The 12,942-nt window shown below is 40.3% G+C and carries 11 protein-coding genes, 1 tRNA gene and 1 pseudogene; all 13 read left to right on the forward strand.

Translation table 11 applies throughout. The annotated features are described in order from the left end of the window. Nucleotides 1-57 precede the first annotated feature (57 nt). Entirely contained in the window at nt 58-501 is a 444-nt protein-coding gene (locus tag AC4CV5_RS11705; RefSeq protein ID WP_166849917.1) for an acyl-CoA thioesterase, read from the forward strand. A 115-nt stretch (nt 502-616) separates the two neighbouring features. Beyond that, nucleotides 617-841, forward strand: coding sequence for a spore germination transcription factor GerE (gene gerE, locus AC4CV5_RS11710; RefSeq protein ID WP_003184172.1), 225 nt, complete (start codon nt 617-619; stop codon nt 839-841). Between the two features lie 247 nt (nt 842-1,088). After that, nucleotides 1,089-1,529, forward strand: a complete 441-nt coding sequence (locus AC4CV5_RS11715) for a MarR family winged helix-turn-helix transcriptional regulator (protein WP_166849920.1) — start codon at nt 1,089-1,091, stop codon at nt 1,527-1,529. A 7-nt stretch (nt 1,530-1,536) separates the two neighbouring features. Beyond that, nucleotides 1,537-2,355, forward strand: a complete 819-nt coding sequence (gene racE / locus AC4CV5_RS11720; protein ID WP_222143296.1) for a glutamate racemase — start codon at nt 1,537-1,539, stop codon at nt 2,353-2,355. Nucleotides 2,356-2,468: 113 nt separating this feature from the next. Then, nucleotides 2,469-3,569 (forward strand): spore germination protein GerM, encoded by a 1,101-nt coding sequence (gerM, locus tag AC4CV5_RS11725; protein ID WP_490922840.1) that lies wholly within the window; start codon nt 2,469-2,471, stop codon nt 3,567-3,569. Between the two features lie 110 nt (nt 3,570-3,679). Continuing rightward, entirely contained in the window at nt 3,680-4,417 is a 738-nt protein-coding gene (gene rph, locus AC4CV5_RS11730) for a ribonuclease PH (RefSeq protein WP_222143294.1), read from the forward strand. Nucleotides 4,418-4,429: 12 nt separating this feature from the next. After that, nucleotides 4,430-5,026, forward strand: a complete 597-nt coding sequence (locus AC4CV5_RS11735; protein WP_227098894.1) for an XTP/dITP diphosphatase — start codon at nt 4,430-4,432, stop codon at nt 5,024-5,026. 15 nt (nt 5,027-5,041) lie between these two features. Next, the gene (locus AC4CV5_RS11740) at nt 5,042-5,551 is read left to right on the forward strand and encodes a metallophosphoesterase (RefSeq protein ID WP_003229585.1); all 510 of its coding nucleotides are present in this window, start codon (nt 5,042-5,044) and stop codon (nt 5,549-5,551) included. A 130-nt stretch (nt 5,552-5,681) separates the two neighbouring features. After that, a tRNA-Arg gene (locus tag AC4CV5_RS11745) sits at nt 5,682-5,755 on the forward strand. 133 nt (nt 5,756-5,888) lie between these two features. Continuing rightward, nucleotides 5,889-6,904, forward strand: a pseudogene (locus tag AC4CV5_RS11750) (tyrosine-type recombinase/integrase). Nucleotides 6,905-7,057: 153 nt separating this feature from the next. Next, complete coding sequence (locus AC4CV5_RS11755; protein WP_213417807.1) at nt 7,058-7,540, forward strand: hypothetical protein; 483 nt, start codon at nt 7,058-7,060, stop codon at nt 7,538-7,540. Nucleotides 7,541-8,489: 949 nt separating this feature from the next. Beyond that, nucleotides 8,490-9,479, forward strand: coding sequence for a hypothetical protein (locus AC4CV5_RS11760; protein ID WP_490922842.1), 990 nt, complete (start codon nt 8,490-8,492; stop codon nt 9,477-9,479). Nucleotides 9,480-9,693: 214 nt separating this feature from the next. After that, nucleotides 9,694-12,900, forward strand: coding sequence for a type I restriction-modification system endonuclease (gene hsdR / locus AC4CV5_RS11765; RefSeq protein ID WP_490922843.1), 3,207 nt, complete (start codon nt 9,694-9,696; stop codon nt 12,898-12,900). Nucleotides 12,901-12,942 lie beyond the last annotated feature (42 nt).

Below are 12,942 nucleotides of genomic sequence, written 5' to 3' on the forward strand. Positions count from 1 at the left end.
GAAAAAAACCTCTTCCGCATGGGAGAGGTTTTTTTAACAAAAAGGAGATGAATAAAGATGAAGCTTCCCGCTTATATTGATATGCCGTTCCAAGAATGGAGAACATCCTTTTCTTTTTTTAATGAAGTATCCGTGCGATTTTCCGAGACGGACATGTTTGGCCATATGAATAATGTAATCCCTTTCATTTACTTTGAGGAGGCGCGGATTTCTTATTTTAAAAAGCTGAATATGATGAATGAAAACAAACAGACCATGACGGTCGTGGCAAGCCAGCAATGCGATTATTTGCGGCAAGTCATGCCTTATGAAGAGTTGCGCATCTATGTGAAAACAAGCGCCGTCGGCAGCTCATCCCTTACCTTGCACTATCTTGGAGAGAACCGCAAAGGCGAGCCCTGCTTCACTGGGGCAGTTGTGATGGTACAAGTCTCAAAGGAAAGCGGCAGGGCTGTCAGCTGGACGAATGAGGAGAAAAAAACGCTTCTTCATACACCATAAACTAATTCTCTTGTATACGTCACCTCCTGTGCCCTTCTTACATATGATATCTCGACTATATCAAAACCCATTCGTTTCTGATTCGCTCTCACCTTAGCAAGGAGGGTTACAATACTTGAAGGAGAAAGAATTTCAATCGAAGCCGCTGCTAACGAAAAGAGAAAGAGAAGTGTTCGAATTGCTCGTTCAAGATAAGACAACAAAGGAGATTGCAAGCGAGCTATTTATCAGTGAGAAAACCGTTCGAAACCATATTTCAAATGCCATGCAGAAATTGGGTGTGAAAGGGCGTTCGCAAGCCGTTGTTGAGCTTCTTAGAATGGGTGAGCTAGAGCTTTAATCCTTGCCGGTATTCCTTCTCTTCAGGAAGGAGCCGGTTATTGCTGTTTGTTTGGGGCTTTGAAATCGTATTTGGAATGCTAGGCTAAACTTGGATGGCAAGGCATAAAACAAATTTTTCTATTTGATGTTATTTGCCTAAAGCCCTCTATTTCTCTCCAGCGAGTCTTGCATTTTCTTCAAAAAAGAAGGAAAATAGACACGGAACGCTTTTGTGCGTAAGAGATCCTTGAGTGAGGGATGGACAAATGACATCAAAACCTTTGGAGCATGTTGCGGATATTGAAAAGTCACTCCGCCACATTGCTGCGATCATTAAGCAAAAAGGACGAGAAATCCTTAACCAATATGCGATTACGCCGCCGCAATTTGTCGGCCTGCAATGGCTTTATGAATTAGGGGATATGACAATCGGCGAACTATCGGGCAAAATGTATCTGGCATGCAGCACGACAACGGACTTAATCGACCGCATGCAAAAAAATGAGCTTGTCGAGCGGGTCAAGGACCCGGCGGACAGACGTGTTGTCCGGATACATCTGCTGCCTGAAGGAGAACGGATTATCCAAGAGGTCATCGCAAAAAGGCAGGAATATCTGCGTGATATGTTCGAAACGTTTACAGATGAAGAAATAGCCATCTTCGAAAAATCATTGATGAAACTGCAGCATGAAATGAAGAGAAAATGAGGCGATTTTGTTGGAACAACCAATAGGAGTCATTGATTCCGGGGTTGGCGGTTTAACCGTTGCAAAGGAAATCATGAGACAGCTACCAAAAGAAAATATTATCTACGTCGGGGATACGAAACGGTGTCCTTACGGGCCGCGCCCTGAGGAAGAAGTTCTTCAATATACGTGGGAGCTGACGAATTATTTACTCGAAAACCACCACATCAAAATGCTCGTGATCGCCTGCAACACAGCAACAGCGATCGCATTGGAAGACATCCAGCGCAGTGTCGGTATACCTGTGGTCGGAGTGATACAGCCGGGTGCGAGAGCAGCGATAAAAGTGACGGAAAATCAGCATATCGGAGTCATCGGTACAGAGAATACGATTAAGAGCAATGCGTACGAAGAGGCGCTATTGGCATTAAATCCTGATCTGAAGGTTGAGAATCTTGCCTGCCCGCTGCTTGTGCCTTTTGTGGAAAGCGGGAAGTTTCTTGATAAAACAGCAGACGAGATTGTCAAAACATCTCTGTATCCGTTAAAAGACACGGCGATTGATTCGCTGATTTTAGGCTGCACCCACTATCCTATTTTAAAAGAATCCATTCAGAGATATATGGGAGAGCACGTAAACATTATTTCGTCCGGCGATGAAACAGCCCGGGAAGTCAGCACGATTCTCTCCTATAAAGGGCTGCTGAACCAGTCTCCGATTGCCCCGGATCATCAGTTCCTGACAACAGGAGCACGTGACCAGTTTGCAAAAATTGCAGATGACTGGTTTGGCCATGGAGTGGGCCATGTTGAATGCATCTCACTCCAAGAACCAATTAGAAGATAGTTTTGCCCGCAACGGCATGTTGCGGGTTTTTTCTGTTTTGCCGGAATTCTTCGGTCTATTTCCTAATAAGGCTCGTATACATAATAGTACAAACAGCCTTAGGAGGGAAAAGTATGCTGAAAAAAGGACCTGCAGTCATTGGTGCCACTTGTCTCACCTCTGCCTTGCTTTTATCCGGATGCGGTTTGTTTCAATCTGATAAAGCAGCCGAGGAAATTGATCCGCCTCAAGACGTTACATACGTGAACGATGAAGCGGGGGCCGATTCAAATACAACAGCAGCCGAAAAAACAGAAAGTGAAAAAAACGATACCGCCAAAGCGGATCAAGCCTCATCTACTGTCATGAGGGAGCTTTATCTCATTGATAAAAACGGGTATGTCGTTGCGCAAACACTGCCCCTTCCGAAAAGTGAAGGCACGGCTAAACAGGCGCTTGAATACCTCGTTCAGGGCGGACCTGTGTCAGAAATTCTTCCGAATGGCTTCAGAGCCGTACTGCCGGCTGATACAACTGTTAACGTTGACATCAAAAAAGATGGGACAGCAATAGCTGATTTCTCTAATGAATTTAAAAATTATAAGAAGGAAGACGAACAGAAAATTGTTCAATCTGTGACATGGACGCTTACGCAATTCAGTTCGATAGATAAAGTGAAGCTGAGAATAAACGGCCATGAACTGAAGGAGATGCCTGTAGGCGGCACGCCGATCTCAGATGATTTAAGCCGAAAAGACGGAATTAACATGGAAACATCTGGCGTGAATGATCTCACTGCAACACATCCGCTCACAGTTTATTATTTGGCGGAAAACGAAGACAGTGAGTACTACGTGCCGGTGACGAAACGGATCGACAATTCGGAAAAAGACAACATCACAGCAGCGATCAATGAATTGGCTAAAGGCCCAAGCAAGGTGAGCGGGCTGTTAACGGATTTCAGTGAAGACGTGAAGCTTGTCAGCAAACCGAAAATCAAAGATGGACGTGTGACGTTAGATTTCAATCAATCTATATTCGGCAGCGCCGATGAAAAGACGAAAATGATTTCTTCAGAAGTGCTGAACAGCATTGTACTGACATTAACGGAGCAGCCGGATGTAAAAAGTGTCTCAGTTAAAGTAAACGGGAAATCAGAGCTTGTAAATGAAAAAGGCGAAAAGCTCACAGAACCGGTCTCCAGACCTTCTCAAGTGAATACGGGTAGTTTTTAAATTGGGATTTTTGATATACTAGTAAGAAAGAGGTTAGCGTTCCGGCTGCCTCTTTCTTTATTCAATTCCGGGACAAAAATGGTTTATGTACATACAATCGGAGGTAAAACATGAGACATGACGGAAGACAACATGATGAGCTGCGTCCAATCACATTCGATTTGGATTTTATCAGCCATCCGGAAGGTTCTGTTCTAATAACAGCGGGAAATACAAAAGTAATCTGCAACGCGTCTGTTGAGGACCGCGTGCCGCCGTTTTTGCGAGGCGGAGGAAAAGGCTGGATTACAGCTGAATACAGCATGCTGCCGCGGGCAACAAACCAAAGAACAATCAGAGAATCTTCTAAAGGGAAAATTTCCGGCAGAACAATGGAGATTCAACGCTTGATCGGCCGCGCGCTTCGGGCAGTTGTAGATTTAGAAAAGCTCGGTGAACGTACCATTTGGATTGACTGTGATGTCATTCAGGCCGATGGCGGGACAAGAACCGCTTCCATTACAGGTGCATTTCTTGCTATGGCGATTGCGATTGGCAAGCTGATCAAAGCGGGAACGATCAAGACAAATCCGATCACTGATTTTCTTGCTGCGATCTCTGTCGGAATTGATAAGGAGCAGGGAATTTTGTTAGATTTAAATTATGAAGAAGATTCCTCTGCTGAGGTTGACATGAATGTCATTATGACTGGCAACGGCCGTTTTGTAGAGCTGCAGGGAACCGGGGAAGAGGCGACTTTTTCAAGGGAGGATCTGAACGGTCTTCTTGGTCTTGCTGAAAAAGGCATTCAGGAACTGATTGACAAGCAAAAAGAAGTGCTGGGTGATTCTCTGCCAGAACTGAAATAAAGACAGAAAGGCTTGATCATCATGAAAGAAGCAATTATTGCGACACATAATCCGGGAAAAGTGAAGGAATTCAAAGAAATCCTTGAGCCAAGAGGCTATGATGTCAAATCTTTAGCTGAAATTGGTTTCACAGAAGAAATTGAAGAAACAGGCCATACATTTGAAGAAAATGCCATTCTGAAAGCGGAAGCTGTTGCCAAAGCAGTGAACAAAATGGTGATTGCGGACGACTCCGGTCTATCCATCGATAATCTTGGAGGCAGACCCGGCGTTTATTCTGCCCGCTATGCAGGGGAACAGAAAGACGATCAGGCAAATATCGATAAAGTACTCAGTGAGCTGAAAGGAATTGAAAAAGAACAGCGCACGGCCCGTTTCCGCTGCGCGCTGGCTGTGAGTATCCCTGGAGAGGAAACAAAAACAGTCGAAGGCCATGTTGAAGGGTATATTGCAGAAGAACCGAGAGGGGAATACGGCTTTGGCTATGACCCGATCTTTATCGTGAAGGATAAAGATAAGACAATGGCTGAACTGACAAGTGATGAAAAAAATAAAATCAGCCATAGGGCTGACGCGCTTAAAAAGCTGTCTAAGCTTTTGGAGGCATAAGGAGGAAGCTTGTACATGAACGTGCTGATTATCAGTGACAGCCATGGGCTTGAAGAAGAACTCCAAACCATTGCGAAACGGCATGAGGCAGAAGTTGATCTCATGATTCATTGCGGGGACTCTGAGCTTGAAACGAGGCATCCTGCATTGGAGCCTTATGCGGTTGTAAAAGGCAATTGCGATTTTGCCGGCGATTTTAAGGACGAGCTTCTTCTGACTGCCGGCTCAAGAAAAATACTGGTCACACACGGCCACCTTCACGGTATAAAACAGACCTTGTTAAACGTATACTATCGTGCAGAGGAGCTCGGAGCGGATGTAATCTGCTTCGGGCATTCGCACATCGCGGGAAGCGAAGTGCTGCGCGGAAAACTGATGATTAACCCAGGCAGCATCCGGCTTCCGAGGGTGCGCAGGACAGAAAGCTATGCTATACTGACATTAGAAAATGATGCTGCGACAGTCCGTTTTTACGACCAAGCAGGCAATGAAATTGAGGATCTGCAAAACCGAGTCACACTATGAAAATGTCATGAGGAAGAAAATTTTCTTCCTCATGAAAAAAATTCTAAAAAACCGTTGACTTATTATTGCATCCCATATATAATAAATCTTGTCGCTGATAGTTAAAGCGAAAAACAAAAAAACAAAACGTGTCCCAGTAGCTCAGCTGGATAGAGCAACGGCCTTCTAAGCCGTCGGTCGGGAGTTCGAATCTCTCCTGGGACGTATTTAAATCGGGTGCTAAAACCCGTCAAATCAACCTTCTATATCGTATAGTGAAACGGTCAGTATAACGGTCACGTAAGAAATTACACCTGTTATTGGCTTATATCACTTTCGATATAGGAGGTTTTTTGTTGTGACAAAAAGAAAAGGATTATTAGATGTTGATGTAAATGGATTATTAAATGGATTAACCATTACTAGTACGAATTCCACCGCTCCAAAAGAAAAAATAAAACAATTTGAGGTCTTGGATCACTCAATGTTGGTTTCTGATGCTCTCGAAACCATCACTAGGCAAATGAAGGTTAGCGGGAATAGAAGGCGTACAACTAAGCGATTATGTCCTTCATGTAGAGCATTTTCAGAGTATAACAAACGTAAACCATGTTGCTGATATTACAGCGGATACGGTCTATAAATGGCTAGATAGTATGAATGTAAGCAATCAAACTAAATTAACACGATTGAAATGTCTAAAAGCATTCCTCTCCCGCTGTTTTGATAACGGTTGGATTGAAATGAAATTTTGGAAAACCATTAATATAAAGGTCGATCAAAAGGTTAAGGAAGGTGCTACAGAACGTGATGTTAATGTACTGCTCTCTTTATTGGACTTAAACAATTTCATTCAGCTGAGGGACGCTACAGCTGTCCTAGTGATGTTTAAAACGGGTATTCTAATAAATACATTAACCCAACTTGAAGAACGCCACATAGACTTCAATAATAATGTGCTGAATTTGGGAGGCAGTATTATGAAAAATCATCAGCAAATTAAATTACCTTTTGACGACGTAATTAAAAGGATGCTAAAGGTATTGATAAAACAAAATGCCATGATTAGAGATGGATACGGCAAGAAGAACAGTCTGATTTTTATTACTAAGTACGGTGATGTTATATCAAACTCTCCAACGCATATTAATATTCAAAAACGGCTAAACAAATATGCTAAGATGTACGGTTTGAAAAATATCAACCCTCATGCTTTGAGAAGGGGTTTTGCAAAATCATTGGTTAGATAAGGGGGCAAATGTTGCTGTGATATCTAAGCCATTAGGACATAGCGATATTTCCGTCACAACTAAGTATTTGCATTTGGATGTTGATGAAGTAGCGAATAGCCTTCGCTCTTATCTGGATGTCTAAGGGGATGAAACGCTTAGCCCATCACTCAAATAAAGTGGCTCAGTATGTTGAAATATCAAGACAAACCTATGAGGGGGCGATTAATTCCTTATCGTAATAATCGTTGATCTCTGTATAAACAAATAATTATTGAATATGATGAGAGGGGAAATTATGGATAAAAATATAATAAAAGAATTTATAGAGGATTCAAAACACGTTACTTTTCATTTCGTATATGAGGAAAATAGCGGGAAAATTCGAGTCTTAAACAACCATGGATACGAAATTAGTCCAGAATCTGGAACAGCGATAATAGAGGGAATGACCAAGGCATATGTAAATTTAAGTGATGTTGAAATGAATAACATTAGAATGCATAATGCAGAAAATGACCTGTGGAATTATTCTCAATCATATGGGCCTAGAGCATTAGAGACACCTTTTAGAAATAATCTAAAAGGGAATTGGGGATTTACCTGTGGAATGTGTGGAAAAAAGGTATCTAGCAAGACTGATAGTAGTTGGTGGAGAATTGCTGGTTCAGATTATGAATCAAACCATAAATATTGCTCAGAGCAATGTATTCAACCAGTCCTATCTGAAATAAAACAAAAAATCAAAATAGAAACATATGAAAGATTTGGCGTTAGATAATACATTATATATCAACAGCAGTACATTAAATCAATTTCAGTGATGTAATTTAAGCGAGCGGTCGAATGACTGTTCTCTGTTTTTATAATCTAAAATAAAAAAGAAATTACTATTAGTACATTATTATGAGTACCTTTGAGGGAAAATAAAAAAGAGGTTTATATCAAGCTTTTAAGGATAAAAGCATTGTCTCCTGAGTCACTTCAACAGTAAGTATCTTATTTGATACTATGTAAATGCTATTTTTCATCATATCGGCGTATAATTCCATAAATCACCTATAAAAAGTTCTTGTTTGCTACTTTTGTTTTATTCCTAAGCTTTTTCCTAGAGGTTTTAACGAAAGTAGCCAATTTGGAGTTTGGTATAATGTAAATATGAATTGAAATAAGGGTTCAACCTTAAGATTAAGATAGACTAAGAAATTGGGTTGCCATCCCGACCTACTTACGTAGGTCTCCTAGGCAGTAGCACCTTCCTATAGGAAGGCACTCCTTGTAAAACTCTTAAACAACAAAAGTGAATACTTTAATAGTGTATATCTGCTAGGAATGTCAAAGATTTGAGGCAATTAAAACGGTGTGCATATTTTTGATATAATATAAATATGGATATAAATAAAATATTACGGCAAAACTTGCACACCATTCAATTGGTCTAAATCGCTAGTGAGAACTTAGATAACTTATGTAAGGAGGGATTAAAAATGGCTGTCAATGACAGTCCTCTAATTGAAAGTAGGTAATTATAGTGGAACGAAAACTCATATTAACAACAGAAGAATTTGTAATGGAATTTGGAACGAATGCTCAGAAGGCTAGGGTCAAAAGGGACGGTAAACTAGGGTCAAGAACTAGAGAGTAAAACAGTTGAGCAGGAATATGTAATAGAAATCATTAAACAAGGCAGGAGCAACATTTACGAATGTACTAAGCGTGATGAAAAGGTTATGAAGAAAGACGGTCGTGTAAGAAGTGGTCGTGAACAAGTTGAACATAGAATCCCAATGGACATAATTGTAGCGACTCATTTAGAATACGATATGACGAAACAAGCTAGTATGAGCCTAGGAAAATGGGCGATTGAATTTGGATTAATTACAGACCTCGAACATGATCTGTTACGTTCTAGACATAGTAGTAAAAATGCGTCAAAACACATCGATAAGGTTATTGAAAACGGCATTACTGAAGAAGAACAAACCAAATTATTAGATGAGTTTACACAGTACTACCTTGAGATATATGGGCAATTGGCTAAGACCTTAGAGCATATGAAGAAATGCGGTATCATCTTATTTTATGAGAACTGGAAAGGGTACGGTAAAGACGGGAAGATTGATATCAATCCCGAAATAATGAAGCAAATTCAAAAAACTAGACGTCGATTAATGAAGAAATATGATGTTGTTGAATTCAATTTGATTGCACATAGTAACGCTAGAAAGGTGAAAAGCTTCAAGTGTGAATGGAAACAAGCATTAGCTGAAGTTGAGGACGAAAACGGAAATATCTTAGGAATCAAGTATTACTGGAAAGAATATGCTATGATATTGAAGGCTACAAGTAAAGCAGTGCAACGATATCTCGAAATGTATTGTGCGGACGCTCTAGAAAATTATGCGAGTGAGAAAGAACAATTCATAAATGAGAATGAAGCTGACTATGTGCTAAAGCGTAAGGTAAATATCATGAAAAAGGCTGAGAAACGTCACAAGCAAAGGCTTCAGGAATACAAAGAACAAAAGATTGGATTTGCCACTGAGGAAGAGGAAGTATTTATTAGACTCTTCTACACGCAGCAAGAACTTGAAGATATCTTTGCTGGCTATGACTTGGGAGTTAAGAGGTTACACTTGCAGAATCTATATATGGAGCGGATGCTGCAATTATTCGATTTATATAACTTAAAAGGCACAAACTTTGTAGGAGTCTCTTAATTGAGGCTCTTCTTTTCTTTTTATCGATCAAATCTTATGTCGTAGCCTCGATATTTAAACAATAACTAATAAAACCCGTCTTTTATTCACTTGGTTAAAGAATGAACCTAAACTAAGGAGCAGAGTAGAAAAAGAGCGATACATCTTCTTCCCTAATTTTTGCATGATTATAGTATAATGGACACAAACAATCTTTTAGGAAACGGTGATAAAAATGAGTAGCAACTTTTCATTTTTTCAAGGGAAATGGGATGTACTTGCTAACTTGGGAGAGACAGCTGAGAGAAATGTATATCATGACCCCCATACAACAGTAATGAAACTGCGATTGTTTGCTGAGACATTAACTAAATTTATCCTTGCGGCTGAAAATATTAAAGAGGCATATGGTACAACACAAGTAGATCGCATTAACACTTTGCGTCGGGAAAGGTTACTTGAACCTGAATTAATTGATATATTAGAAGCTCTTCGTCGCAAAGGAAATGTAGCGATGCATGAAGCGGATTATGGAAAAGTAGAAGAAGCAAAAGCTTTGTTGCAATTAACGTTCCGCTTGTCTATTTGGTTTATGGAGGTATATGGTGATTGGGACTTTCAAGCACCAGAGTATGTAGAACCTCAAGAACAAGTAGAACAGAGTACAGAAACACTTCAGCAAGAATATGCGGAGAAAGTCAAAAAGCTTGAAGAAGAATTAGAGGCAATTCGTCAACAGGCAGAAGTAGAACAAGAAGAGGCAAAAATCGAGCGTAAAAAGATATCCAAAAACTTTATGCGTCGACAGCAATTAACTGAAGCTGAAACACGTACGATTATTGATGGAAAACTACGTGCTGTTGGGTGGGAAGTAGACACAACTGTACTCAATCATCAAAAGAACGGAACGCTGCCAGAGAAAAATCGAAACATGGCAATTGCTGAATGGAAAGTCATTGGCGGCAGGGTCGACTATGCGTTATTTATTGGCTTAAAGCTTGTTGGCTTTATTGAAGCTAAGGCAAAAAAGAAAACGATTCCTAGCGCATTAGAAAGTCAAACAAAAGTGTATGCAAAAAATGTGGCACAAGTCGAAGATGAAGTCATCACACCTACAACAGGTGAATATAAAGTGCCGTTTTTATACGCAACGAACGGCCGACCATACTTGAGACAACTTCAAGAAGAGTCGGGCATCTGGTTTTGGGATTCACGTAAACCGTTAGATCATGCTCGCCCATTAGAAGGCTGGCATTCACCTGATGACTTGCAGCTTCTTCTTAGTCAAGATGATAAGGATGCAAATAAACGATTAGAAAAAGAGGATATTACTAAGTTTGGTTTGCGTCATTATCAGCAAAGAGCGGTACTTTCCGCTGAAGAGGGATTAAAAGAAGGGCAACGAAGAATGCTTATTGCGATGGCAACGGGAACTGGGAAAACTCGTACAGCTATCGCCCTCATGTATCGCTTAATTAAGTCCAAAAAATGTCGTCGTATTCTTTTCCTTGTAGACCGTAATTCGTTAGGAAAACAGACAGAGGATGCACTTAAGGATACAAAAATTGAAGGCTACTCATTTGCTGATATATACGATGTAAAGTCTTTAGAAGACATGTCTCCAGAAGTTGAAACGAAGGTGCAAATTGCGACGGTGCAGGGAATGGTTAGAAGACTTTTCTATAGCGATAACGAAAAGCTTCCAAGTGTCGGGCAGTATGATTTCATCATTGTAGATGAAGCACATCGTGGCTATACAAGTGACAAAGAAATGTCAGAGGAAGAATTGGAATTCTGTGACCAAAATGATTATATTAGCCAATATCGACGTGTAATTGATTATTTTGATGCGGCATGTTTAGGACTTACTGCAACACCAGCTCTTCATACAACAGAGATTTTTGGTATGCCTATTTTTAAGTATTCTTATAGTGAAGCGGTTCTGGATGGCTACTTAGTTGACCATGAACCACCATATCTGTTTAAGACAGAACTTTCACAAGTCGGCATTACTCTTGAAAAAGACGAAGAAGTTGAAGTGTATGATGTTGATAAAGGCGAGATTCAACTAGAAAAAATGGAAGATACCATTCATTTTGAGGTTGAGCAGTTTAATAAACGGGTAATTACTGAACCTTTTAATCGGGCGGTTCTAAACAAACTGGTTGAATACATTGATCCGACAGGAAAAGAGAAAACTCTTATCTTTGCAGCCACTGACCAACACGCAGATTTAGTTGTTCGGTTATTAAAGGAAGCCTTTAAAGAACGTGGCGATGAAATTGAAGATGATGCTATTATGAAAATTACTGGCTATATCTATAAGCCATTAGATGCCATTAAAAGGTTTAAGAACGAGCGGCTGCCAAATGTCGTTGTAACGGTTGATTTACTCACAACAGGTATTGACGTGCCGCCGATCACAAATTTGGTGTTTTTAAGAAGAATACAATCTCGTATTCTCTATGATCAAATGCTTGGCCGTGCGACTCGTCTCTGCCCAGAGATTGGGAAAACACACTTTAACATCTACGATGCCGTTGGTATATATGACAAGTTGCAACATTATACAGAAATGAAACCAGTTGTGAAGAAACAAAACTATCGTATTGGTGAGTTGTATAATTCTCTTATAAATGCGACGACTGATGAGGAAGCTTCATTTTATCGTGATCAATTAGTAGCGAAAATTCAGCGTCGCAAACAAAGATTTGACGAAGAAGGCATGGGAAAGTTTGAAGAATTATCAAATGGAAAACATGTGGATGAATGGGTGAAAGAAATTCAAACATACTCACCGCAAGAAGCCACACAGCATAATATCCTATTTGAATACATGGAAACGTACCAAGTAACACGTGAAAAACGCTATATATCTGATAAGGAAGATGAAGTAACAGACGTCATTCGTGGGTATGGTGAAGGAAACAAGCGACCAGAAGATTATCTGGATGGTTTTGTTCGATTTATCCAAGAAAATATCAATGAAATTCCCGCTTTGCATCTGATCTGTACACGGCCAAAAGATCTAACAAGACAAGATTTACGAGAACTTATGACGATTTTAGAAACAAAAGGCTTTAAGCAATCTCATTTACAAACCGCTTGGAAACAGACAAAAAATGAGGACGTTGCAGCAGATATTATTAGTTTTATTCGCCAAGCTGCATTAGGTGAAGCACTCGTTGACCATGAAGCACGTATTAAACAGGCAATGCACAAAGTGTATTCACTGCATGATTGGACGCCAAGGCAAAAGAAGTGGTTAGAGAGAATAGAAAAGCAATTACTTCAAGTGCCTGTTCTTGCGCCTACCGCAGAAGAGGCATTCTCGGAAGAACCTTTTAGAACGTCTGGTGGCTACAAATTACTGAAACGTGAGTTCGGTGACCATATTGATCATATTGTCAATACGATCAATGAGAACCTTTATATCAGCTAACGACTGTGCCTCTTCATTGAGGCACTTTTTTGGGTTATAATG

The sequence above is a fragment of the Bacillus sp. NS1 genome (assembly GCF_058248265.1).

What these genes read in the sequence shown, in the direction of transcription:
- AC4CV5_RS11705 (WP_166849917.1), top strand. Translation starts at nt 58, where the DNA reads ATGAAGCTTCCCGCTTATATTGATATGCCGTTCCAAGAATGGAGAACA.
- AC4CV5_RS11760 (WP_490922842.1), top strand. Translation starts at nt 8,490, where the DNA reads ATGAAGAAAGACGGTCGTGTAAGAAGTGGTCGTGAACAAGTTGAACAT.
- AC4CV5_RS11755 (WP_213417807.1), top strand. Translation starts at nt 7,058, where the DNA reads ATGGATAAAAATATAATAAAAGAATTTATAGAGGATTCAAAACACGTT.
- AC4CV5_RS11740 (WP_003229585.1), top strand. Translation starts at nt 5,042, where the DNA reads ATGAACGTGCTGATTATCAGTGACAGCCATGGGCTTGAAGAAGAACTC.
- hsdR (WP_490922843.1), top strand. Translation starts at nt 9,694, where the DNA reads ATGAGTAGCAACTTTTCATTTTTTCAAGGGAAATGGGATGTACTTGCT.
- gerM (WP_490922840.1), top strand. Translation starts at nt 2,469, where the DNA reads ATGCTGAAAAAAGGACCTGCAGTCATTGGTGCCACTTGTCTCACCTCT.
- rph (WP_222143294.1), top strand. Translation starts at nt 3,680, where the DNA reads ATGAGACATGACGGAAGACAACATGATGAGCTGCGTCCAATCACATTC.
- AC4CV5_RS11715 (WP_166849920.1), top strand. Translation starts at nt 1,089, where the DNA reads ATGACATCAAAACCTTTGGAGCATGTTGCGGATATTGAAAAGTCACTC.